Source organism: Flavobacterium noncentrifugens, assembly GCF_900100375.1.
Lineage (GTDB): Bacteria > Bacteroidota > Bacteroidia > Flavobacteriales > Flavobacteriaceae > Flavobacterium > Flavobacterium noncentrifugens.
On the sequence record NZ_FNEZ01000001.1, the window covers coordinates 90,755 to 113,432 of the forward strand.

The 22,678-nt window shown below is 40.8% G+C and carries 22 protein-coding genes and 1 tRNA gene; 12 read left to right on the forward strand and 11 right to left on the reverse strand.

Annotation, left to right across the window (positions count from 1 at the left end):
- Window positions 1-21 precede the first annotated feature (21 nt).
- From BLS32_RS00410 to BLS32_RS00425, 4 genes are all read left to right on the forward strand, one after another.
- On the forward strand, window positions 22-603 hold the full coding sequence (locus tag BLS32_RS00410; RefSeq protein WP_091391346.1) for a LemA family protein: 582 nt from the start codon (window positions 22-24) through the stop codon (window positions 601-603).
- Between the two features lie 2 nt (window positions 604-605).
- Complete coding sequence (locus BLS32_RS00415) at window positions 606-1,043, forward strand: TPM domain-containing protein (protein ID WP_091391347.1); 438 nt, start codon at window positions 606-608, stop codon at window positions 1,041-1,043.
- Entirely contained in the window at window positions 1,043-1,837 is a 795-nt protein-coding gene (locus tag BLS32_RS00420) for a TPM domain-containing protein (protein ID WP_091391348.1), read from the forward strand. Before BLS32_RS00415 ends, BLS32_RS00420 begins: the two co-directional genes overlap by 1 nt.
- A gap of 102 nt (window positions 1,838-1,939) precedes the next feature.
- Window positions 1,940-2,713 (forward strand): tetratricopeptide repeat protein, encoded by a 774-nt coding sequence (locus BLS32_RS00425; RefSeq protein ID WP_091391349.1) that lies wholly within the window; start codon window positions 1,940-1,942, stop codon window positions 2,711-2,713.
- Between the two features lie 10 nt (window positions 2,714-2,723).
- Here BLS32_RS00425 and BLS32_RS00430 read toward each other — a convergent pair whose 3' ends face one another.
- The 5 genes from BLS32_RS00430 to der form a co-directional block, all read right to left on the reverse strand.
- Window positions 2,724-4,172 (reverse strand): glycoside hydrolase family 30 protein, encoded by a 1,449-nt coding sequence (locus tag BLS32_RS00430; RefSeq protein WP_091391350.1) that lies wholly within the window; start codon window positions 4,170-4,172, stop codon window positions 2,724-2,726.
- Window positions 4,173-4,281: 109 nt separating this feature from the next.
- Complete coding sequence (locus BLS32_RS00435; RefSeq protein WP_091391351.1) at window positions 4,282-5,073, reverse strand: SDR family oxidoreductase; 792 nt, start codon at window positions 5,071-5,073, stop codon at window positions 4,282-4,284.
- A gap of 16 nt (window positions 5,074-5,089) precedes the next feature.
- The gene (locus BLS32_RS00440; protein WP_091391352.1) at window positions 5,090-7,897 is read right to left on the reverse strand and encodes an outer membrane beta-barrel protein; all 2,808 of its coding nucleotides are present in this window, start codon (window positions 7,895-7,897) and stop codon (window positions 5,090-5,092) included.
- A 105-nt stretch (window positions 7,898-8,002) separates the two neighbouring features.
- Complete coding sequence (locus BLS32_RS00445) at window positions 8,003-9,376, reverse strand: alpha/beta hydrolase-fold protein (RefSeq protein ID WP_091391353.1); 1,374 nt, start codon at window positions 9,374-9,376, stop codon at window positions 8,003-8,005.
- A 279-nt stretch (window positions 9,377-9,655) separates the two neighbouring features.
- On the reverse strand, window positions 9,656-10,966 hold the full coding sequence (gene der / locus BLS32_RS00450; protein WP_091391354.1) for a ribosome biogenesis GTPase Der: 1,311 nt from the start codon (window positions 10,964-10,966) through the stop codon (window positions 9,656-9,658).
- A 433-nt stretch (window positions 10,967-11,399) separates the two neighbouring features.
- On the opposite strand from der, the gene BLS32_RS00455 reads away from it, so the two are divergent.
- On the forward strand, window positions 11,400-11,891 hold the full coding sequence (locus tag BLS32_RS00455) for a hypothetical protein (RefSeq protein ID WP_091391355.1): 492 nt from the start codon (window positions 11,400-11,402) through the stop codon (window positions 11,889-11,891).
- A gap of 57 nt (window positions 11,892-11,948) precedes the next feature.
- Here the strand turns inward: BLS32_RS00455 and era are convergent, their stop codons facing one another.
- The gene (gene era / locus BLS32_RS00460) at window positions 11,949-12,830 is read right to left on the reverse strand and encodes a GTPase Era (RefSeq protein WP_091391356.1); all 882 of its coding nucleotides are present in this window, start codon (window positions 12,828-12,830) and stop codon (window positions 11,949-11,951) included.
- 59 nt (window positions 12,831-12,889) lie between these two features.
- Window positions 12,890-12,962, reverse strand: a tRNA-Met gene (locus BLS32_RS00465).
- A 207-nt stretch (window positions 12,963-13,169) separates the two neighbouring features.
- Here BLS32_RS00465 and BLS32_RS18605 point away from each other — a divergent pair.
- Window positions 13,170-13,457 carry a SemiSWEET family sugar transporter gene (locus BLS32_RS18605; protein ID WP_217639543.1) on the forward strand — a complete coding sequence of 96 codons (288 nt, stop codon included), beginning with the start codon at window positions 13,170-13,172 and terminating at the stop codon, window positions 13,455-13,457.
- Between the two features lie 47 nt (window positions 13,458-13,504).
- Here the strand turns inward: BLS32_RS18605 and BLS32_RS00475 are convergent, their stop codons facing one another.
- Window positions 13,505-14,377 (reverse strand): AraC family transcriptional regulator, encoded by an 873-nt coding sequence (locus tag BLS32_RS00475; protein ID WP_091391358.1) that lies wholly within the window; start codon window positions 14,375-14,377, stop codon window positions 13,505-13,507.
- Window positions 14,378-14,557: 180 nt separating this feature from the next.
- On the opposite strand from BLS32_RS00475, the gene BLS32_RS00480 reads away from it, so the two are divergent.
- The 6 genes from BLS32_RS00480 (at window position 14,558) to BLS32_RS00505 (ending at window position 21,263) form a co-directional block, all read left to right on the forward strand.
- A complete protein-coding gene (locus tag BLS32_RS00480; protein ID WP_091391359.1) occupies window positions 14,558-15,154 on the forward strand; it encodes a hypothetical protein in 597 nt (198 codons plus the stop codon).
- A 110-nt stretch (window positions 15,155-15,264) separates the two neighbouring features.
- Window positions 15,265-15,699 (forward strand): DUF6526 family protein, encoded by a 435-nt coding sequence (locus BLS32_RS00485; protein WP_091391360.1) that lies wholly within the window; start codon window positions 15,265-15,267, stop codon window positions 15,697-15,699.
- Between the two features lie 42 nt (window positions 15,700-15,741).
- Window positions 15,742-17,289 carry a helix-turn-helix domain-containing protein gene (locus BLS32_RS00490; protein WP_091391361.1) on the forward strand — a complete coding sequence of 516 codons (1,548 nt, stop codon included), beginning with the start codon at window positions 15,742-15,744 and terminating at the stop codon, window positions 17,287-17,289.
- Entirely contained in the window at window positions 17,279-18,415 is a 1,137-nt protein-coding gene (locus BLS32_RS00495) for a tetratricopeptide repeat protein (protein WP_091391362.1), read from the forward strand. The genes BLS32_RS00490 and BLS32_RS00495 overlap by 11 nt, the downstream gene beginning before the upstream one ends.
- A gap of 152 nt (window positions 18,416-18,567) precedes the next feature.
- Window positions 18,568-20,562, forward strand: coding sequence for a GEVED domain-containing protein (locus tag BLS32_RS00500; protein ID WP_091391363.1), 1,995 nt, complete (start codon window positions 18,568-18,570; stop codon window positions 20,560-20,562).
- A 164-nt stretch (window positions 20,563-20,726) separates the two neighbouring features.
- Window positions 20,727-21,263, forward strand: coding sequence for a DUF892 family protein (locus tag BLS32_RS00505; RefSeq protein WP_091391364.1), 537 nt, complete (start codon window positions 20,727-20,729; stop codon window positions 21,261-21,263).
- An 87-nt stretch (window positions 21,264-21,350) separates the two neighbouring features.
- On the opposite strand, the gene BLS32_RS00510 is transcribed toward BLS32_RS00505, so the two are convergent.
- From BLS32_RS00510 to BLS32_RS00520, 3 genes are all read right to left on the reverse strand, one after another.
- On the reverse strand, window positions 21,351-21,530 hold the full coding sequence (locus BLS32_RS00510; protein ID WP_091391365.1) for a hypothetical protein: 180 nt from the start codon (window positions 21,528-21,530) through the stop codon (window positions 21,351-21,353).
- 145 nt (window positions 21,531-21,675) lie between these two features.
- Window positions 21,676-22,182, reverse strand: a complete 507-nt coding sequence (locus tag BLS32_RS00515; RefSeq protein WP_091391366.1) for a pyridoxamine 5'-phosphate oxidase family protein — start codon at window positions 22,180-22,182, stop codon at window positions 21,676-21,678.
- Between the two features lie 19 nt (window positions 22,183-22,201).
- A complete protein-coding gene (locus tag BLS32_RS00520; RefSeq protein ID WP_091391367.1) occupies window positions 22,202-22,570 on the reverse strand; it encodes a SpoIIAA family protein in 369 nt (122 codons plus the stop codon).
- Between the last annotated feature and the right edge of the window lie 108 nt (window positions 22,571-22,678).

Sequence of the window (22,678 nt, forward strand, 5' to 3'; positions counted from 1 at the left end):
AATCAATTAAAACTAAACATCATGAGAAAATTTTTGCCTTGGATTATTATTGGAGCTATCGTCGTAATCGTTATTTTTTGGGCGATGGGCATCCAGAACAAAGCTTTGGGTTTCAGCCAGGCAGTAGGAAAAGAATGGGGAAATGTTGATGCTTCTTACCAAAGAAGAAATGACCTGATCGGAAATTTGGTCAACACCGTAAAAGGTGCAGCCGATTTCGAAAAATCAACTTTAACTGCTGTGATCGAAGCGCGTGCAAAAGCGACTTCTGTAACGGTTGATCCATCAAACATCACTCCGGAACAACTCGCTCAATTCCAACAAGCACAATCTGGAGTTTCTTCCAGCTTATCAAGATTATTGGTTTCCGTGGAAAGATATCCTGAACTGAAAGCAAACCAGAATTTCCTGAAATTGCAGGATGAATTGGCAAGCACCGAAAACCAGATTTTAACAGCAAGAACGAGATTCAACGAATCGGTTCAGGCTTACAACGGTTATGTTTTGGCGGTTCCGCAAAAATGGTTCTTAGGCAGCTATCCTGAAAAACCATTCTTCAAATCGGTTGAAGGTGCTGACAAACCTGTAGAAGTAAAATTCTAAATATGTCTCAAGTCGAAGATTTCTTAACGACTGCCGAAGAGCAGGAAATCGTGGAAGCGATCCGCGTAGCTGAAATGGAAACTTCAGGCGAAATCCGTGTACACATTGAAAAAACAACTTCCGGCGATGCGTTTGACCGCGCGCTGGAAGTTTTTCATTTGCTCAAAATGGACAATACCAAATTGCAGAACGGCGTATTGATTTACCTTGCTGTGAAAGACAAAAATTTTGTCATTTGTGGCGACAAAGGCATCAACGATGTCGTTTCTGATGATTTTTGGAATTGTACCAAAGAAGCGATGGCAGCACAATTCAAACAGGGGAATTTCAAGCAGGGTTTAATTGACGGAATCAAAAGTGCCGGCGACCAATTGCAGAAATATTTCCCTTGGGAGGAAGGCGATTCAGACGAATTATCTAATGAAATATCACGAAGCTGATGCTTTTACAAACCAATAAATTATTTTTCGCAAAGCTAATCTTGCTGTTATTCATAACACAAATAAGCTTTGCACAATTTACGATCCCGAAAAAACCGGATTTCCAGACGAGCGTTTACGATTATGCAAACATGCTTTCGGCATCTGAAAAATCGGCGCTGGAGGAAAAACTGATCCGTTATTCCGATTCGACCTCAACCCAAATTGTCGTTGTTACGATTGAATCGCTGAAAGGCGAAGACATCGGACTTTTAACACCAAAATGGGGACAAGAATGGGGCGTTGGCGGAAGCGCACAAAATGACAATGGCGTGTTTATCGTATTGGCTAAAGCCGAAAGAAAAATCTGGATTTCCCCTGGTTATGGTGTCGAGGACCGAATGACCGCTGGAATTACTGGCGAACTCACACGAAACATCATCATTCCCGAATTCAAGGCCGGAAGTTATTACAACGGGCTTGACAAAGGTGCCGATGCGATTTTCGACGTCCTCAAAGGCAAATACAAAGGCGAACGCAAGAAAGAAAAAAGCGGCAGCCCGATCCCATTTTTCATCATTATTTTCATCATCATCCTGATCATCATTTCCAAACGTAGAGGCGGCGGAAACTCCGGCAATAATGGCGGTGGAGGAATCGGGCTTGGCGAAATGATTATCCTGAGCAGTTTAGGACGCGGCGGATTTGGCGGCGGAGGAAGTTCCGGTGGTGGAGGTTTCGGCGGCGGCGGCGGATTCGGCGGTGGTTTTGGTGGCGGCGGATTTAGCGGCGGCGGGGCTGGCGGAAGCTGGTAAGATCAATTAATTTTTATACCCGAGGCTGCAAGCCAAACGGAGCGTAGCTAATTAATAATTAGAAGCCTGCTTGATTGCGGGCTTTCTTCATAAATACAGCTTATGAAACAATATATTGTGGGTTTGATTTTATTATTTTCTTTGGTTTCTATCGCACAATCAAAACCTGAGGACATTGCTGAAACTAAAGAGAAAATCAAGGAAATGACAGTTATAATTGCGGGAGAACCTACTGCAGAAAATTATTATTCGCGTGGGTTCATGTCTTACAACGTCGGGGATTATAAAAATGCACTTGTAGATTATGACCTGGCCATTAAAATACAGCCCGAAGAATTTGATTATTATTACAGTCGTGGCATGCTTAAGGACAAAATCAATGATTTTAAAGGTGCTGCGGATGATTATACGGTTTGCATTATGCTAAACGCCCATTCGGCAAAAGCCTATTTTAACCGCGCTTTCATGAAATCAAAACTTGATGATTTTATTGGCGCTATTGCAGATTATTCGGAATGTATCAAAATCAATCCGAAACATTTTAATGCTTATGAAAACCGGGGAATTGCAAGGCAAAGACAACGTTTGCATGAAGAAGCAATCTCTGATTTTAGTGGAGCGCTCAACATCAATCCTGAATTTTATGAAGCCGCTTTGAACCGCGCATTGTCAAAAGCCGTCCTGGGCAAAAAAGATGCCCTGGACGACTTTAATCTTGCCATTTCTATTGCACCCGGCGATCCGGAGTTGTATTACAACAGGGCGATTTATTTCATCAATTACAAAATCAAAGGCGACTTTTGCGCCGATCTTAAAAAGTCCTTGCAAATGGGCCTAAATCCTTCGCAGGAACTGATCCGGAAATATTGTAAGTAATCAAATTAGGTTAATAAACCAAAGTTTGCATCGCGTGAGCAGGAATCGTAAGAACCGTTTCAGCATCATCAACGATCAGATTGTATTTGAGTTCGCCGTCGCTTTGGTTCATCACAACCGTAACCATTTTCCCGTCTTTATTTAAAAAAGAAGTGCTTTGCAACTGGCTTCTGCTGGCAGATGTTGCGATTCTTTTTGCTTCCGGGCGGATGTATTTTGAAAAGTGTCCGATGTAATAATACGAAGGCGTAAAAATCAGTTTTCCGGTGGTTAAATCGCCGTGGATCGGAGCAAAACAAAAATTCTTGACATGGTTTGGGCCGCCTTTTTCATCGAGAAGGATATTCCAGTCGGTCCAGGCAACGGTGCCGTTATTGAAATCATTGATCATGTTGTTTCCGTAACGCTCGGCATTGGCCCACAGCTGATATTTTGCCGCATCAAACGCTTCAATACAACCTTCGGTAAACATTAATTTTTTATCGGGAAAAGATTCGTTTACCAATTTTACGTTGTCAAACATCGGCTTTCCGCCATTCCACGTTTCATACCAGTGAAAACCCATTCCCCAGGCATATTTTGAAGCTTCGGGATCGGCATAGATCACGTTTGCGCGATACACCATCAAATCGCGGTTGTGGTCCCAGATGACGATTTTTTTTGCTCCGAGTCCGTTTTTTTCTAAAGTTGGCCCCAGATATTTCTTCAGAAAATCCCTTTCTTCTTCAGCAGTAAAAATACAGGATTCCCAGGATTGTGTTGCCATTGGCTCGTTCTGAACCGTAACGCCCCAAATTGGAAGACCTTCTTTTTCATACGCCTGAATAAATTTCACATAATAATTGGCCCAGCTCTGGTAAGAATCTGGGGCAAGTTTTCCGCCTTTAAGCATGCTTTTGGAATCTTTCATAAAAGCCGGCGGGCTCCACGGACTTGCATACAATTGCGTTTGCTTGTCGGCCGTTTTTAAGGCTTCTTTGATCAGTGGAATGCGGAATTTCCGGTCGTGGTCGATATTGAAAGTCTTCAGTTCTTTGTCGTTTTCAGCCACGTAAGTGTAACTCGAACTGCTGAAATCGGAGCTGTGGATGGTTGTGCGGATCAATGAATAACCAATTCCTTTTTGCTGGCTGTAATAGGCATCTATCAATTCTTTCTGCTGGTCTTTCGGAAGTTTCGCATAGACCTCGGCACTCGCATCGGTAATCGCGCCGCCAATTCCCATAAATGTCTGGAATTGCTTTTTCGGATTTACAAAAATCGAAGGTTCTGTTTCCAGTGGTTGCTTGGAAGCCGTGAAAACTGCAGTCCCGGTTTCAGACAACCTGAGTTTTGTATTTTCGGCAGTCGTATAGATCTTTACTTCTTTGCCTTTTGCAGAAAATGCTTTGGAACTTTGCTGAGAAAATCCAGCGATTGAAAATGTGAGCAAAATGGCGCTTAAAAGTTGCTTATTCATTCTTGTGAATTTGAAATTGGTTTGCTAAGATAAGCCTTTGAAACGGTTTTGGATAACAAGAATTATGGTTTAACATTCAGACGTTGCTGATTTTTCAAAAGCCTGAAAATTACCTGACTTTGCTTTTCAATACAAACCGATGCAAAAACTTTGGAAAAAAACGCTTCAGGTAAACGCCCAAAATTTCCTTTCCACCGATGTAAGCTTCGAACTTTTCGGTTTCAACTGCTCTGATAAATTTTTGTGCAAAAATAGAAACCGCCATGCCGTTTTTGGTCGCTTCATCATCGGATAATTGCTTTAAACCCGTTGCAGTCAGGGCATTTTTCGCAATATTTGTCTGGATAAATCCCGGACAGATTAAAGTGACTTTGATATGGTCTTTTTCGTGTTCCATCCGAAGCACATCGAAAAATCCGTGCAGCGCATGTTTGGCACCGCAATAACCCGAACGATACGGCGAACCGAATTTTCCCATTAAACTCGTGATCGTTACAAACTGCCCGTTTTGGTTTTTGATGAAATGCGGAAGCAATGCTTTTGTGAGCGCGACTGTTCCCAGATAATCGACTTCCATCAGCTTTTTGTCAACCTCAAAACTGGTTTCCGCGAGCAAAGATCTTTGGCTGATACCGCCGTTATTGACTAAAATATCAACCCTTCCAAAAAAAGAGATCGCTTTTTGAACATTTGCATGCGCTTCATAAAAATCGGACAAATCAAATGGCAATATAAAAACGTCTGAAGTTTTACAATTTGCTTTCACGTGTTCGAGAGCCGCAACATTTCGCCCAGACAAAATCAGTTTGCAGTTTTTCGCCGCCAGTGCATAAGCAAGCCCTTCGCCTATTCCGCTTGAAGCGCCGGTAATCCAGGCTACTTTTTTATTTATTGACGGCATTTTATTTGGATTTAAGTTAATTCATCCACCAGAAATTGCTTTCACCTTTCTTTTTTCCGGCAAATTTTTCGAGCTTGTAAGTTAGTGAAAACATCACATATCTTTGCAAAACGTCATTTTGCTCGTCGCGGATTGAAGTAGCCGAAATCGTTCTAATTGCACTTTGATTCTGGTTCAGCACATCATACACTTTAACTTTTGCGAGCAATTTATCTCCGAAAAAATTATAACCGAGGCTTGAATTCCACAGGTAAAAATCTTTTTTGAATCCGTCAGCGATATTGGAATTGTACGTATATCCGAAATCATTTCCAAACACGACATGCTTCGGCCAGTAACTTGTTAACTGCAGGTTCAGTTTATGCAGGACATTTGTCGCGCCACTGATCGTGTAATTTGAATATTTCGTATCGGTATAAGCAAAATTATACGTCGGGTTTACAGTCAGCAATTCGCCATATTCATAGGTGAAATTTGCCCTTGGCGAAACCCGGAGTGTTTTTGCATCATACAATTGGCCATCGGTAAAACCTTTAGAGCGGTTGTAATTGCCATTTATTCCAAATCCGAACCTGAAAGTATGCGCTTCTTTTTTGATGCTTTTGCTCCAGTTTCCTCCAAACCAACTGTAATATGTTCCAGAGACATTTGCGTAGGTTGTGTTTCCTTTGCGGCTTGCGTCATAAACGGTTGATTCAACTACCTGGTTTGCGTACAAATTCCCACCTGCCCAAAAATTATAACCCGATTTGGTCGCATAGTCATAATTGTTGAAATTCACGTTCATGCCGTGTGTCGTATTCAGGTCGATATCGGGATTTCCGGTAATTGTATTTAGCGGATTCGAATAATCGACTACAGGCAAATTTTGCTGTGCTGTCGGAAAACCAATCTCATACCAATAGCCCACCCAAATATTCTGGGTTTTGGAAAATCTGTAATTGAAATTCGCATTCGCAAATGGCAGCAGGTAATGCTTTTTCTGGCTTACGGTTTGGCCGAGATACAACGATTCATTCTCAAAACTAATGACCGATGTTCCCAAATCGACATACAGGTTGAACTTGCTTTTTTCAAGATTAAATCCTGCTTTTGGGTTCATCCTTTTGACATGCGATGTCAGGTAATTGGTAAGCGAATCATTCACAACCGAATAATTCTCTGTTCCCGAAACCGCATCGAATGTTCGTTTGTCGTTCGACGTTTTATCGTTGATGTATTCGGCGCCAATGTGAAAATTCAGCGAATCCATGATTGGTTCCTGGTATTCGACACTCAGGAAATATCGGTCGTTCAGGTTGCGCTCAAGCCTTTTCTGGTTTCTGTTGTCTTCTTTTATCGAATCGGGAAAGCCGTCTTCATCGGTATCATTGTAAAAAACAGTATTCGATTTATTGGTATTGTTTACCTCGCTCCTGCTGTTGGAATTGTCAAAATCTGCTGCGATGCGGCGGCCTTTCTTCTTCAGGTTTTTATTGAAATAAACCGAATTCGAAAACGTATTGGTGTCTTGTTCGTTAAATGTATTTGACGTGCTTTCGTTGAGTTTCTGATTGTTGGCATCATACGAAAACTGGCTTTGGTTATTTGCAAACTTCGAATTGGCTTTAACCATTTTCGGAGAAAAATAAAGTGTTGCTGTCGAATCGATTTTGTATTCGATATTGCTGTTGAAATTGTGTGCGAAGTTATCTTCTTTAGTTCGTGCAAACGATTCTGTAGTGAAATTTCCGTCGGGAAGCAAATTCACTTCTTTCGTGCGGTTGTTGTTTTTGCTGTCGGCGCCGGTGTAAAAATAACTTCCGCTGAAGTCAAAACCTTTGAAGAATTCGTCAGAGTAATTCAGTCCGAGTAAATTGGAATGCGTAATGCCTTTTCCGCCACCAAAGCGCATGCCGTTGATCCCGAAACTGCCGTCATCTGACGTATAGATATTTGAATTTCGACCACCGCCCATGCTGTCAAAAATCTCATTCATCGAAAAGCCGACCGCATTGATATTGTTCGACGATCCAAGAATGCTGATTTTTCGTTTGTCTTTAAAATAATTGAACATCAGGTTGCTTTCGTAGCGTTTGTCCGAGCCGATCCCGCCTGTAAATTTCCCAAAAACGCCTTTATTCTTATCGTCGTCTATTGTTAAGTTAATGCTTGCATCGTTTGAAGCTGCTTTCTTTCCGGCAATTTCCTCCTGTTTCGTTTTTAAATCGGTGATCTGGACTTTGTTGATAATGTCTGAAGGCAGGTTTTGCAGCGCAATTTTACCGTCAGCATCAAAAAAGGGTTTTCCGTTGACGAGCACTTGCTTGACTTCTTTTCCGTTAACGGTGATTTTCCCGTCCGGATCGATGTCGACACCTGGAAGTTGTTTCAGTAACGTTTCTACATTCGAATCGGGGCGCACTTTAAACGACGACGCATTAAATTCTAAAGTGTCATTTTTAATCCGGATGGGCGGCGCTTCGCTTTTTACAACCACTTCATGGAGCGTATTTCCGTTTTCAGCCATGCGCAAAATCCCAAAATCCTTGTCTTCAGTGATGTTTTTTTGCTCTTCGATAAAATTTTTGTATCCGATGTAGGAGATCTTGAGGAAAACGGGTCTGACTATTTTTTTGGTGTTGATCAGAAAACCGCCGTTTTTATCGGTGATCGTATAGTCGATAACCGTTGAATCGATGACAGACGACAAATATACCGTTGCCGATTCGAGCGGAAGCTGCGTCGTTTTATCGAGTACTTTTCCTTTGATTTTCACGGTGTTCTGTGCATTGGCACCAAAACATACACACAACAAAATGAGCAACTGATAAAATTTAGGCATAAAAAATCGCTGTTATATTGGATTAGAATAATAACAGCGAATTAACTGATTTCGCGTTAAAACAAAAAGTTTTCTTACATTTTTTTTAACAAACCGAAGTGCTTTTTATTTTTTGAAGATTTTTATGGGCTTCACCGAATTTTCAGTTTGCTTTAAAACATACATTCCGGCAGCTAATTTTCCGTCAAGCTGAAAAGCGCCATTGGATAAAATCAGCCGATCTACTTTGGCCCCAGCCATATTGAACAATTCGAATGTCATTGGATTTTGCAAACCTTCGACTACAATTTTTCCAGAAATGGTTTGAAATATTTTTAGGTTTGCAACTGAATTTTGATCAACAGAAAGCGCTTCATTGGCAAAAAGCCATTGATATAAAGCACCGAACTGCGTTTTCCACGAACTTTCACTGTGTGTCCCAACAGGATCAATTCTCGTAAGAATATTTAACGCTGACAAGCCTTTCGCCTGAAGATTATTTCTGACGGTATTCAAATCTGGAACCATATCTGAAGATTCATTTTGCCCGGCGATGAAATACATGCGGTGGTTTTGCAAACCAGAAACTTCGGTATTTATGTAATTGTTTAAATCGGATAATGAAAACCAGTACGCCGGGCTCATCGAACCCGCTTTATTGAACGATTCGGGGTATTCGCAAACACCATAAGTCGAAATCAGCGCGCCCATTGAACTCCCGATCAGCGCATTCATATTGGCTTCAGGCCTTGTCCTGTAATTTACGTCGATGTACGGTTTTAAAGTTTCGGCCATGAAAGTCATGTATTCGTCTCCTTGTCCGCCGCCATATTGCGGATCGTTCCAGGGCGAATATTCGTTGAGCCTTTCTCCGCCACCGTTGTCAATTCCGACGACGATCGCACCATAATCGCCGTCTGCAAAAAGCGTGTTTAATGTTTCATCAACCTGCCATTCCCCTGAAAATGAAGTTGCAGCATCGAATAAATTCTGGCCGTCCTGCATGTACAGCACCGGATAACGTTTCTGCGAAGTGGCATAATCTGGCGGCAAATACAGCCAAACCCTGCGGTTTCTGTTTAATTGCGGAATGAAAAAAGAGCCGTTCATGATCTGGACATTGGCTGCAGCCGTGCTGGTTGTTCCGCCGGTATCTTCCCAGGATTGGATCGTTAAGTTGATCGTTTGGGGAACGCCTGTAAAGGTAAAACTCCTGTCGGGCAGAAAACCGCCGTTGGCATTGCCTTCGACTGTGGCCCAGCTTCCGCGGGTGAATTTGTAGTTGACCGTTCCGGTTCCTTCGGGAATGACGATCGTTCGGTTTCCGAAACCATCGGGCTGTAAAATATAATTGGCATCGGCAGGATTCCAGGTATTGATAGATCCGGCAAGAAAAATTGTTGGATTGTCTGGCGTATTAGATGGAATTGAAGTGACTTTAATCGTGATCTGCGCGAAAGCAAACATCGGAAACAGTAAAATAAAGTATAATTTCTTCATGGCATTTTTATTTAATCAACGTCGCAAACATAAGTAAAAAAGCAATATATCGATTTCGTAAAATAGAAATAAAATAGCGCATTTATTTATTGTAACATTTATTTGAACCATGACAATTGAGTTCATTAAGCTAAATGTTCTTAATGACTTAATGGTTAACATTTTTCAACTAAATTGTATAATAAAAAACCCGGAACGTTAATTCCGGGTTTAAAATTATTTTACTTCGCTTTGCTCCGTACCGTTCGCCTTGCAGCCTCGGTCTCTCAGTATTTTTAATTATTTTTCACGGATGTAAATATCAATCGGAACGCCCGAAAAATCCCAGTTTTCACGGATCTTATTCTCAAGGAAACGCTTGTAAGGCTCTTTTACATATTGCGGCAGATTTGCAAAAAACACGAACTGCGGCGTTAATGTAGGCAACTGCATGCAATATTTGATCTTTACATATTTTCCTTTTAACGCTGGCGGCGGATAACCCTCAATCACTTTCAACATATAATCATTGAATTTTGACGTCGGGATGCGTTGCTTGCGGCTTTCAAAAACCTGAACGGTCGCTTCCAAAGCTTTCAGCAAACGCTGTTTTGTCAATGCCGATACGAATAAAATCGGCACATCGGTAAACGGCATTAATTCTTCACGGATTTTTGCTTCATAATCGCGGGTCGACATCGTATCTTTTTCAACCAAATCCCATTTGTTGACCAAAATCACAACCCCTTTTCTATTTTTCTCAGCCAGCCAAAAAATACTTTGGTCCTGTCCTTCAAATCCGCGGGTCGCGTCGATGATCAATATACAAACATCGGCATGTTCGATCGCTCTTACAGAACGCATCACCGAATAAAATTCCAGGTCTTCTTTTACTTTAGCCTTGCGTCGGATTCCGGCTGTATCCACCAAATTGAATTCGAACCCGAAACGGTCAAATTTCGTATCGATCGCATCACGTGTCGTTCCCGCAATATCGGTCACAATATACCGGTCTTTACCAATCAAAGCATTGATAAAGCTTGATTTTCCAGCATTCGGGCGACCGACAACTGCAAAACGCGGCAACTCAATTTCTTCCTGTGTCGGTTCTGGCTTTACCGGAAAGGCATCAATCAGCGCATCGAGTAAATCCCCGGTTCCGCTTCCTGAAATGCTCGCGAACGTATAATATTCGCCCAAGCCTAAATTATAAAATTCAACCGCGTCTTTCTCGCGCATCGCATTGTCTACTTTATTGACTGCCAAAAGCACGGGTTTGGTCACTTTTCTAAGCAGTTTTGCCACCGCGTCGTCCATCGGCGTAATGCCTTCTTCCACGTCAACGACAAAAATAATCACATCGGCTTCATCGATTGCCAATTCGACCTGTTTGCGGATTTCGCCTTCAAAAACGTCGTCGCTTCCGCGCACATAACCGCCGGTATCAATCACAGAAAACTCTTTTCCGTTCCATTCGCTTTTGCCGTAATTCCGGTCGCGGGTTACCCCAGAAACCGAATCCACAATCGCTTCTCTTCTTTGTATCAGCCTGTTAAATAGGGTTGATTTCCCTACATTCGGTCTTCCTACTATCGCAACAATGTTATTCATAATGCTTTTTAAATAAGCGGCAAAGGTAGTTTAAAGTTAAAGAGAAACAAAGGAACTGAGTACAAAGTCGCTGAGTACCTGAGTTTATTGGTTGGTTAGAATTTTAGAAGCATTTTCCTGCTGTACGCTGCAATCTTTTTTCCGCTGCGCTACAAAAAGGATTTCCTCTGCCATCAGGGCTAAGCAGCAATCTCAACCCGAAGATTGTCATCCATAAAAATAAAAAAACCGGACATCACATCCGGCTTTCTTCTTCAAACTCTAAACTAAATTACAACCCAATAGTTCTTAACTTTTGACGCGCCTTTTCTAAATATGTTACAATCAGCAAACAACAATTGGCATTTCGTTAAAATTAGTTTAACCTTTTTTAAGAAATATAAAAACAGCGATGCGCGTTCAATAAGAAATACCAACGCTAAAAAATCAGTCCATGGAAACCCGCAAAAAATTCGAATCGCGCTTTGAAAAAGCTTCCCCAAAATCATCCGAAGAAATCAAAGCGGCCTGCGAGCGCATCATGTCCTACGACCAGCAGGATTACGACATCCGCAGCAATGGAAACCATATTTGGGTGGAAGTTGGCGAAAACAAACAGCAATACTGGTCGCCGGTCTTGCACTTAAAAATCGAAAAATCTGAAGCAGAAAATCATACTTTCATCAAAGGACAATTTGCAGAAAGCCCGGTTTTGTGGCTCGTTTTCCTCGCTGCAAAATTTATCAGTGTTGGGATTTTCATCGTTTCTTTGGTGATTGCTTATTACAAATATGCATCAGGATGGAATTTCAACACCGAATTGTTCCTAATGTTCGGAATGGTTTCCGTTTGGTTTGCCCTGTTCCTGATCTCAGAAAACTACAAAAGAAAAGGCGCCGGGCAAATCAAAAAATTGTATGATTTTGTCGACGCGATTGCCGCTTAAAAAATTTATGTCAGCCTTAAAACAAAAAACCATCAGATTTCGCTGATGGTTTTTTTATTAATTGTTGTAACCAAAACGGCGCAACTGATTCGCATTGCTTCGCCAGTTCTTATTGACTTTTACATACGTTTCCAAGTGAATTTGCTTTCCGAAGAATTTCTCGAGATCGGCTCTTGACTCTACACCTACTCTTTTCAGCGCTTCGCCTTTGTGGCCGATGATAATTCCTTTTTGCGTGTCGCGCTCCACCATAATCAATGCGCGAATTCTTATGATATTCTCGTCTTCGAAAAACTCTTCCGTTTCGATTTCTACCGCATACGGAATTTCTTTGCTGTAATGCAATAAGATTTTCTCGCGGATGGTTTCATTTACAAAGAATCTTTCGGGTTTATCGGTTAATTGGTCTTTCGGATAAAAAGCTGGCGAAACAGGAAGCAATGTCAAAATCCGCGCAAAAACTTCGGGAACATTGAAATTCTTCAAAGCAGAAATCGGGAAAATCTCAGCATTCGGGACTTTCTCCGTCCAAAATGCCACTTGTTCTTCCAATTGCTCCTGATTCGAGTTGTCAATCTTATTCAGCAACAGCAAAACCGGGATTTTAGCATGGATGATCTTATTGAAAAACGCTTCGTCCTTTAAAGCCTGCTCGCCAATTTCAACCATATAAATCAGGATATCGGCATCTTCAAATGCCGATTTCACAAAGTTCATCATCGATTCCTGCATTTCATAAGCGGGTTTGATAATTCCCGGCGTGTCTGATAAAATCAACTGAAAATCATCGCCGTTTACAATCCCAAGAATCCTGTGGCGCGTGGTTTGTGCTTTAGAAGTAATGATCGACAAGCGTTCGCCAACGAAAGCATTCATTAAAGTGGATTTTCCTACGTTTGGGTTTCCGATGATGTTTACAAATCCTGCTTTGTGTTCCATAATAATCAATTTTGTATATAACAAAAAAGCCACTCATCTCTGAATGGCTTTCAACTTAGTAGCGGGAACAGGACTCGAACCTGTGACCTTCGGGTTATGAGCCCGACGAGCTGCCTACTGCTCTATCCCGCGCTGTTCGGGTGCAAATATACGACAGATTTCTGCAAATGCAAGTGTTTTTTAGAAAAAAATTTAATTATTCGTTATTGGGCTGACTGTTCAGGGATTGTAAATGCATTATTCCCATTTCAATCTGTCAATTGTATATCGGATTTTGCAAATTGGATAAATCTTCATCCGAAACAATCACTATTTTTATCGTTGACTATAACTGAAGCAATGGATTCTATTACAATTATTGGACTGGGAGCAGCGTTGATGACAACAATTTCCAACATTCCGCAAGCTTATAAAATCATTAAAACGAAAGAAACAAACGCCGTTTCTGCATGGAGCAATATTGTGCTGTTTATTGGGCTGGTGGTTTGGGTAGTTTATGGATTCCTGCGTAACGACTGGCCAATCATCATTTCAAATTTAATTTCCGCAATTATTACTGCTATTGTAATCTTTTTGAAACTGACTTCTAAAAAAGTGATTGAAGACATTCATGACAAAGTAAATTAACTTTTAGAAGCAGATTTAAATGGAGCTTTTCTTCCAAATTATATTGGTCAACTCAGGAAATTTCGGTGTGCATTGCGATATTCCGATGCGCTTTTTCCGGTAAATTCCTTAAATGATTTATTAAAATGACTGAAGTTATTGAAACCGCTTTCATAACAAATATCGGTAATGCTCATAGGTTTTTCAGCCAGTAATTTTGATGCGTGCACCAATCTGTATTCATTGACGAATTTCGTAAAGGTTTTATTCGTGATCTTTTTGAAATATCTGCAAAACGACGGAACGGTCATACTCACAAGATTTGCAGCGGTTTCAAGCGCAATCGGTTCCTGAAAATGGTCTTTCACAAAATTAAAAACGCCATTGATGCGGCTGTTGTCTTCGACACGCGTTTCCATTGAAAAACCTCCGGCATTTAAAACCGAGAATTCTTCGGATTGTTCGAGTTCATTTAAAATTTCAAGCATTTTCAGCAAACGTTCGAACTTGGGAAGGCTTTCCATCAGTTGAATTTTGTCGCCGACCTCCTTTTTTGTCCTTCCGGAAAATGCAATTCCGCCCTGAGCGCGCTCAAAAAGATTCCGGATGTTCTTCGTTTCGGGCATCTGAAAAAAAGTCTCGCCCAAGAAATCAGCTTTCATCTGGATCACAGTCTCATTCGTGTTTCCGGTGTATTCATTTGTAAACCCGCAATGAGGCAAATCGCTACCTATTAATATAAGGTCGCCGTCGGTATAATAAGAAATGTGGCTTCCAATTTGTCGCTTGCCCGAACCTCCGTTCACATACACCAATTCGATTTCTGGATGGTAATGCCAAAGGTGCGCTTTGTTGTTCGTATTTTCCTCATATCGGGAAAAGTAAAACGAACTCCCAAAAGAAGGCGCGATCATTTCAAGCGAAGGCGTGGCAGTTTTCATGATTTCTACGGTTTTCCGAGGTTAAAATTACCACTTCGGATTTGAAAACAGCGTTATTTTAACCTACAGCGTTTTCGGATGTTAAAATAGCATACATATCGGAAAACCCCAGCGTAATACGATCGATACGAGTGGCTTAATTTAGCAGTATTAAATTATTCATCTTTAAAAACTACAATTATGAAAAAGCTTGTAAAAAAATTCAGTTTGGTGTTGGCGGTAGTTTTGACTACTGCAGGAATGTATGCAAATACAGCAGATTTTTCGCTTATGGTGAAAAAAGAAACAGGTAAAACCGTGCGATTCGCCCTAAATACGACAGAAAAAACCGATCTATTCATTTATGATTCGGAGCATGCTGTGGTGTATTCAGAAAAAATCGAAGGGAAAAGCAACAGCGATAAAATGTACAATCTAGACGCTTTGCCAAACGGAACGTATTTCCTTGAGGCCGATTCTGCGGTGAGAACCGTGCGTTACGAAATTACAATTGACAAAAGCAACGCGGTGGTTTCTGAAAAACCGGTTGTTGAAGTGTATAAACCCACATTGGTACACCAAAACGGAATGGTGACTTTGAGCATTTTAAATTTTGCTGAAACTCCGGTTCATGTAACAATTTATGATGCAAATGGAACAGAATGGTACGAAGGCACATTTGAAGGAAAAGTAAATTTCTTCAAAAAATTTGACTTAAGCCAAATCCCATCAGACAATTACACGTTTGACATTACCTACAACGGCCGCAACTTTGCCAACACGGTTGTTGTAAAATAAATTAAGTTAGTTTTATTGATTGCCAGAAACAGCTTCATTTGAGGCTGTTTTTTTATGGAAAGAATTCTGGCTTCAACTACCTATTTTCATATCTTTAGTCAGAAAAAATTATGGAAAAGCAAAATTATAACAATTATATCCGGTTTTACACACCGCACCATTTCGTGTTTTATCCTGTTGCGGCTTTGCTTTTAGGAGCAAGTATTTACTTCAGTTTTACACAAGCCGAAACATTGATCTGGATTTTCATCAGCATCATTTTTATTTTCTTCATAGCGCTTTCGCTGATGTTGCGCCAGCATTACGCATTAACCTTGCAGGACAGGATTGTGAGGCTTGAGGTGCACTACCGCTTTTTTACCCTGACCGGAAAACGCCTGGAAGAAACCTATCCGGCCTTTCGCGACAGCCAGATCTTTGCCTTGCGTTTCGCACCCGATGAAGAATTTGTTGCTTTAGCGGAACGCGTTTTTACCGAAAATCTCTCAGGAGAAAAAACAAAAAAAGCCATTGTGAACTGGAAAGGCGATTATGAGCGCGTTTAAGCAATAAAAATCTACATTTGTAAAGGACCTGACCTCATTATTATGCATAGCTTTCGTTTCATACTGTTTTTTCTTTGCATCGGTATTTTTGCCCATGCACAGCAAAACGCGGAAACCGTTGGGCTTTTGCAGAAAGCGGGCGAACTTGCCTCAAACAATCCGCAGCAGGCAATAAAAATTGGGGAACATTTGCTGATTAATGCCCAGAAAAGCAATGAAAAAGCGGCTGCCAATTTCCTGATCGCCGAAAGTTACTTGTCGATGGGAAATTACAAAGACGCACTGTCATTTGGCTTTCAGGCAAAATCTTCAGGCAACAGTGAACTTCAGCTAAAATCGGATCTTTTGATTTCGGGAATTTTGCGACAATTGAAACTTGGCCGTCAGGCTGATATCTATCTGGCTGAAGCCGAAGAACTGGCATCAAAAACTTCGGGTGATTTGCAGCATTTCGCAAATGGAAAGATCTTTTACGAGAAAGCGCTTGCGCAGATTGCCGCACAAAATCCGAAGCAAGCATTGGAAATATTCCAAAAATCCCAATCGGAATTTAACCAGATTAAAAATACTGACGGAAAATCATTCGGATACAAAGCCATTGCAGGAATCGGAAAAGCATATTCGGCTATGGCGAATTATCCGAAAGCAGCTGAATATTTAAATCATGCGCTTGGCTTTTCAAGAAAAAACCCGAAAAATCTCATTCTGGAAACCCAGGTTTTGTGTGAAATTTCAAAAATGGATTTTCAGCAAAAACAGCATCATAAAGCAATCGATTGTCTTTTTACTGCGCTAAAGCCTGCAGAAAATTTACAGCATACATTTTTTCTGATGGAAATAAACAAACAACTGGCCCTGAATTATCTGGCCCTGAACGACCGACAGAATTACAGCCTTTACAACCAGAAATTCATTGACTTTAGCGATACCGGGGAAATGCTTGAAAATGAAGCCACAAACACCGCTTTCAATTTAATTTCTAAAGAGCAGGAAAATAATACAGTTGCAGAAGAGCAAAAATACGTACAGTTTTTATACGTTGCGGCCGGGATTTTCCTGGCGATTCTGACTATCGGAACTTTATTATTCTTTAAAAACAAATCTAAGAAAACACGTTATGAAGAAATTGCTGCCTATCTAGAAAACAGCAAAAAAGTGGAAGAACCTGTAAAAATCACAACTCCAAAAAACCTTATCATTCCTGTCGAAACCGAACAGCAATTGCTTTTAAAGCTTAAAAAATTCGAAGCTTCCACAAAATTCACCAATAAGGAAATGTCGCTGGCGATGCTTTCGGCACAAATGGATACGAATACAAAATACCTGTCGGAAATCATCAACCGGCACAGAAATGACAATTTCAACACCTATATCAATAAGCTGCGGATTGCTTATATCATCGACAAAATGAAATCGGATGCGGCTTATCTGAATTATAAAATCAGTTACCTCGCGACGGAAAGCGGATTTTCGTCGCACAGCAGTTTTGCGACTATTTTCAAATCGATCACCGGAATCGCGCCAACGACTTTCATCGACTTCCTGAAAGAAGAATCCAAATCTAAAAAAGACATGCAAAATGCGGGTTAGATTTTTCCATATTATTGTTTTATGGATCGTTGCATTTTGCAGCTGTAGTTCAATTGCACAGCATCAGTCGTTTGACAGCATTTTAAAAAACGGTACGCTTCAAATTTATGAGCATCCGGACGAAGCGATAAAAACCGGTCAGTCTGTAGCCCGATCTGCTCCGGATCTTCGCACAAAAATCAACGGATTGATGTTGGTTACCGATGCTTATTCGTCGAAGCGCGATTATCAAAAATCATTAGAATATGTTATCAAAGCGAAAAACCTTGCAGCAAAAAGCGACAATGCCATCATCCAGATCAAAATCCTGACAAAAATCGGTATTTTATACCAGCAGCTTAAAATTTACGATAAAGCGATTCAATATTTGGATGAATCGAATGCTGTAGCGCAATCGTATCCTGACAAAGATTCCATTCGCACTTTACTGGGCAACAACTACATTATCCGTGGATTTGTTTACAAAGAACAGCTCAATTGCGACATTGCGATTGGTTATTTCAAGCAGGGAATTGCAGAATACCGCGAATCAAAATCGCCAATGGTGAATGCCAATTTGAGTATTGTATCATACAATTTGGGCAACTGCTACATACGGCTTCATGACAACGAAGCAGCTAAAAAAAGCTTTGCAGAATCGATTGTATACGCGAAAAAAGTGAATGCCAATAGCTTGCTTGCGTTTGCGCAAAAAGGCCTTGCGGAAGTATATACGCTTGAAGGCCGATACAGCGATGCGATCGAGGTGCTTTCAAAAGCGGCCGAGACCTCGAAAAATGTAGGCGATCTGGTTTTAAACCGTGGGATTTTCAAGGGGCTTTCAGAGAATTATCTTGCGGTAAACGAATGGGGAAAATACCGGGAATTTCAACAGAAACATCTCGAAACAATTTTAAAGATTAATGAATCGGAACGGAAATCGGTCAGTGATTCTCTGAATGAATCGGCACAAAACCAATATTTGAAACTCAAAAGTGCAAAAGAAAAATATATTTCAGGGATAGTTTTATTAGCTGTGCTTTCAATTATTTTGCTGATCGCAATCTTTTTGATGCAGAAAAAAGCGGCTAAAAAACTGTTTTTAGCACAACAAAAAGTGCAAAAATTACAACATATAGGCCTTTAAGAATTATTTTCAATAAAAATCTCAACTAACTGTATTCAAGACGTTTGGAGCCTTCATAAGCTTTCGAAATTCACGAAATAGCAAAGGCAAATCCTTTTATTATCGTTAACTTACAGTTACATTGCATCAGATTAATTAAACAACAACACATTATGAAAAAAAATTATTTTAAATGGTTGCCTCAGGGAATATTTGCTGTAGCATTTTTGTGTTTCAATATTTCGAATGCCCAGGTCCAATTTCGTTTGCTCGACGGCTTTGGAAAAGCAGTACTCGATATCAATGATTCGGGAAAAGCGGCACAATCCGGAGGCATCTACGATTTTACAACCGATACGACTGAACCGATCGAAGAAGGTGTTTCGGGAATTTCAGGAATCAACAATGCCGGGGATTTGATTGGCACCATTCCGTTAGATCGTGATGGTGAAATGTACTCACAGCCAGCCTATCGAAAAGGCGGAATCTGGACTCCAATAGGTTTTCCGGAAGGATCAACCGTTGATGCGGGATTTTCATTGGGACAGATTTCTGAAAACAGCAATTATGTCACCGGACAGATTTCAGCGGATTGTTGTGATTTCCAGGCGTTTCTATTCAACATTTCGACAGGAAATCTTGAAGTGCTTCGGGCGCCAAACAGTGAATATGGCGCAGGATATACGGTAAATAACAATGGTGTTGCCGGTGGTTGGTATGATCCGTTGCCTGAAGGCACAATCAGAGTAGCGTCATTGATAACCACCGGTTCAGTATTTACGAACATTCCTTCTGGTTTGCCGGGTGATAACGATTTTAACCAGGTGAGTTCGGTTAATAATGCAGGACTGGCAGTTGGCGACCGTAACAACAAACCTTTTATTTATGACAGCACCACCGGAACTTTTACCGAATTTGAAATTCCTGCCGGCTATGAAAATGCTACTTTTACAAGCGTTTCTGACAACGGAATTGCAGTAGGTTATGCACAAAGCTGGGCGACCGGAAGTCCGGTGCGCGAAGGAATTATTTACAATCCTTCATTAGGGTCGCAGCCGATTTTCATCAGTACAATTTTAGCGGCACATGGTGTTGAAGTCACTACTTACGATGGAATGCTGGGAACGCCAATCGCGATTTCTCCTGATGGAAATTTCATCGGTGGCTGGGAAAACGGTTTTTTCTTTTTTGCCTCCGGCTGGATTATCAATCTTGATGATTTGCTGTTCAGCAGTTGCTTTATCCAATGCCCTTCTGACATTACCACTGTAAGCTTAAACGGACCAAAAGTTGTAAATTATACAATGAATGTGATTTGTAGCTCAAATCCATCTACCAGTCTTGTATTGGTTTCAGGCCCGGAATCCGGATCAGCATTCCCGGTTGGAACCACAGAAGTTGTGCATAATCTTGTAGATGAAAACAATGTTGTCGTAAGCACTTGTACATTTAACGTTATTGTAAGTGACCAATATTGTACGCCTGAGGAAATGAATGTGGAAGCCATTACTTTGGTCAAAATTGCCGACCTCAACAATGTAACAGCTGTAGAATCGACGGATACTTATGAGAATTTCACAGCGATGACAGCAAATGTTACTGCCGGACAAACGTATGACATCACTTGCGAAGGGTTTACCGGAGGCGAATATACCGACGTTTTTACCGCTTACGCAGATTGGAACCACGATGGCGAATTCAGCAATTTAGAGGCTACTGAAATCGGAACGATCACTTTTTCTGACGGCGTTGACGGGCAACAGGCGACTTCAACGATTTCGGTTCCAACTGATGCTTATATCGGGACAACGGCCTTGCGGGTTGTAAAAACATATGGCGATCCTTCAATTTCGGCTTGTGCACCAGGTTCAGGCTTTGGGCAGGTGGAAGATTATACGCTGAATATCAGCCCGGCATTGGCTACACAAAATTTTAGCCGTAGTGCTTTGAAATTGTTTCCGAATCCTGTGAAAGACATTTTGAATGTTTCGAATACTGAAGCCATCGAAAGCATCACGGTTTTCAACATCCTCGGACAGGAAGTTTTGTCTAAAACGGTTAAAAATACTTCAGGGCAACTCAATGTCTCGATGCTTCCGGCAGGAAATTATCTCGCAAAAGTAACCACTACAAGTGCGGTACAAACAATTAAAATCGTTAAACAATAAGATTCAACAAAAGACTAATTCAAAAAAAAAACCGCCAGTTATTGCTGGCGGTTTTTTTTTGTAAAACACTCATACTATGGGAATAATGCAATCATTTTTAAATATCCTGTAAAATGAAATTCATTTGAAAATGCAAAATTTGTAACATTCCAAACACACATGCAATGAAAAAACCTGAAACTTCCGTAGTTGTAAAAAAGGCAAAACCAGTAAAGCAAAAAGTGCAGGTTTCGCGCGAAACGTTTGAAGAAAACCTGCATGAATTGTATTGGTGCGAAAAACAACTGGCCGGATTGCTTCCGGATTTTTCCAAGCGCGCCACTTCTTACGAATTGACAAGCGCAATCGAGGCGCATCTGGCCGTGACCGAAAACCAGATCGTCCGGTTGATACATGTATTTGATGCGATTGGTGAAAGGGCCGTTGGAAAAAACTGCCAGGACATTACTGATATCATCGAGCAATTTCCGGTTGCTGCAACAGAACCTGGTTATGAACGAGATACGGCGATCATCAACTGCTGTCAGAAAATCATGGAATATGAAATTAAAACCTATACGATGCTTCAAATTGCAGCACAAAAACTGAAAGAAGAACTTGCTTCAGAATTTTTGGCGACTGCCGTAAAAGAAGAAAAAAACACATACAGCCGACTGACTGAGATCAGCCTTTCCTCCATTTATTTTGATGCTGCGAGCTAACAGAAACAACACCTCTCTATATGAAAAAGCCGTAACCTTTTAAAGATTACGGCTTTCCCTTTTGCATCTGGATTATTGGCAAAAAAATTAAAAAAGTAGTAAGTTGTTCACGTTGTTGCTGTTTAATAATCTTTGGTTTGTCGCCAGAAGATTGGTTAAATACGGGTTTGGTTTCAGCTTCATTTCATTGATGGAAGCCATCGTTTGTGCAAAAGTTTCAAGGCTGCGCTTTTGCTGGCGGAGCGATTTTCTTAATATTCTTTTCATAGCATTTGGTATTAATAATTCTGGTTCTTTAAATTTACCACAATTAATTAGGAATTACAAGCTTTGAAGCGGAATTTAAATCATAAAATTTCGGTATAAAAAAAGCCCCGGAAACCCGAAGCTTTTCTATTCGTATGAAAATCAATTACACGTTAATATTACCCTGAACGCCGCCATCACCTTTGCTTCCTGTAAGAGCTGCAGCAGCAATTTTAAGCAACGTAATGATTTTCCCGTCTTTGGTATCCCAATAATAAACATCTGAAGGCACGACTTTGATCACACTTACATCCGGATCGTCTTTTCCTTCTTCAAACCACGCTTTGGCAATGGGCGTCCAAAGGGCATCAATTTTAGACTGGTCGGTATAAATCGTCGCGTTTCCATAAACCGATAAATATTCGGCTGAGGAGATTTTAGAAAAAATCAGCTGCACACGATCGTCTTCTTTGATCTCAAAATTTTTGTTGCTGTTTTTAGAGCTGATGAACCAAATGTTTCCTTTATCGTCTACTTCCTGGACGCCCATTGGCCGCGTTGCGATTGGGAGTTCTGTCAGTTCGGTGCAAAACATGCAAATTTTAATGTCTTCGGCAAGTGTCTTTAATTTTTCAATTGCTTTTTCGTCGGTAAGGTTTTTATAATCTCCCATGATTGTGTTTTTTAAGTTCTTAAATTGTTTTTTCAGAAACCCAGTCTACTGCCTGCTGGTATTCATCTTTGTGAAATCCGCGGAATTCCCCGGGAATGATTTTACTGAACGCATTTGTGAATGTGATGACCGTTTCAGAATCGGAAATTATTCCAGCCCTGTTCCATTCAGTTATATTTTTGATTCCTAGAAGTGCGTCCTGAAGCCACGCACCGGCTGTAAAATCCGCCGGGGAATTGTCCAGGAATAACAAATAATTCAGTTTTCCTGTTTCATCAACGAGTTTTTCTACTTCTGTGTGAACAATGTCAAAATCGTCTTTCGTTACTTCGCCCGACGATCGGAAACCGACCATATTTGAAGGTAAGTTGCTAATTTGATGCATCATAATTTTAGATTTTTAAGTTGTGTTTACTCAAATTTACCTTTTAAAAATCCGACGATATGTTAGTAAACTGCCAATAGTTTGTGAAAATTCCACAGGCTGTTTTAAGAC

What these genes read in the sequence shown, in the direction of transcription:
- BLS32_RS18605 (WP_217639543.1), top strand. Translation starts at nt 13,170, where the DNA reads ATGGATTCTATTACAATTATTGGACTGGGAGCAGCGTTGATGACAACA.
- BLS32_RS00415 (WP_091391347.1), top strand. Translation starts at nt 606, where the DNA reads ATGTCTCAAGTCGAAGATTTCTTAACGACTGCCGAAGAGCAGGAAATC.
- BLS32_RS00475 (WP_091391358.1), bottom strand. Translation starts at nt 14,377, where the DNA reads ATGAAAACTGCCACGCCTTCGCTTGAAATGATCGCGCCTTCTTTTGGG.
- BLS32_RS00455 (WP_091391355.1), top strand. Translation starts at nt 11,400, where the DNA reads ATGGAAACCCGCAAAAAATTCGAATCGCGCTTTGAAAAAGCTTCCCCA.
- BLS32_RS00425 (WP_091391349.1), top strand. Translation starts at nt 1,940, where the DNA reads ATGAAACAATATATTGTGGGTTTGATTTTATTATTTTCTTTGGTTTCT.
- BLS32_RS00420 (WP_091391348.1), top strand. Translation starts at nt 1,043, where the DNA reads ATGCTTTTACAAACCAATAAATTATTTTTCGCAAAGCTAATCTTGCTG.
- BLS32_RS00480 (WP_091391359.1), top strand. Translation starts at nt 14,558, where the DNA reads ATGAAAAAGCTTGTAAAAAAATTCAGTTTGGTGTTGGCGGTAGTTTTG.
- BLS32_RS00520 (WP_091391367.1), bottom strand. Translation starts at nt 22,570, where the DNA reads ATGATGCATCAAATTAGCAACTTACCTTCAAATATGGTCGGTTTCCGA.
- BLS32_RS00510 (WP_091391365.1), bottom strand. Translation starts at nt 21,530, where the DNA reads ATGAAAAGAATATTAAGAAAATCGCTCCGCCAGCAAAAGCGCAGCCTT.
- BLS32_RS00505 (WP_091391364.1), top strand. Translation starts at nt 20,727, where the DNA reads ATGAAAAAACCTGAAACTTCCGTAGTTGTAAAAAAGGCAAAACCAGTA.
- BLS32_RS00440 (WP_091391352.1), bottom strand. Translation starts at nt 7,897, where the DNA reads ATGCCTAAATTTTATCAGTTGCTCATTTTGTTGTGTGTATGTTTTGGT.
- era (WP_091391356.1), bottom strand. Translation starts at nt 12,830, where the DNA reads ATGGAACACAAAGCAGGATTTGTAAACATCATCGGAAACCCAAACGTA.
- BLS32_RS00515 (WP_091391366.1), bottom strand. Translation starts at nt 22,182, where the DNA reads ATGGGAGATTATAAAAACCTTACCGACGAAAAAGCAATTGAAAAATTA.
- BLS32_RS00430 (WP_091391350.1), bottom strand. Translation starts at nt 4,172, where the DNA reads ATGAATAAGCAACTTTTAAGCGCCATTTTGCTCACATTTTCAATCGCT.
- BLS32_RS00435 (WP_091391351.1), bottom strand. Translation starts at nt 5,073, where the DNA reads ATGCCGTCAATAAATAAAAAAGTAGCCTGGATTACCGGCGCTTCAAGC.
- BLS32_RS00445 (WP_091391353.1), bottom strand. Translation starts at nt 9,376, where the DNA reads ATGAAGAAATTATACTTTATTTTACTGTTTCCGATGTTTGCTTTCGCG.
- BLS32_RS00495 (WP_091391362.1), top strand. Translation starts at nt 17,279, where the DNA reads ATGCGGGTTAGATTTTTCCATATTATTGTTTTATGGATCGTTGCATTT.
- der (WP_091391354.1), bottom strand. Translation starts at nt 10,966, where the DNA reads ATGAATAACATTGTTGCGATAGTAGGAAGACCGAATGTAGGGAAATCA.
- BLS32_RS00485 (WP_091391360.1), top strand. Translation starts at nt 15,265, where the DNA reads ATGGAAAAGCAAAATTATAACAATTATATCCGGTTTTACACACCGCAC.
- BLS32_RS00410 (WP_091391346.1), top strand. Translation starts at nt 22, where the DNA reads ATGAGAAAATTTTTGCCTTGGATTATTATTGGAGCTATCGTCGTAATC.
- BLS32_RS00490 (WP_091391361.1), top strand. Translation starts at nt 15,742, where the DNA reads ATGCATAGCTTTCGTTTCATACTGTTTTTTCTTTGCATCGGTATTTTT.
- BLS32_RS00500 (WP_091391363.1), top strand. Translation starts at nt 18,568, where the DNA reads ATGAAAAAAAATTATTTTAAATGGTTGCCTCAGGGAATATTTGCTGTA.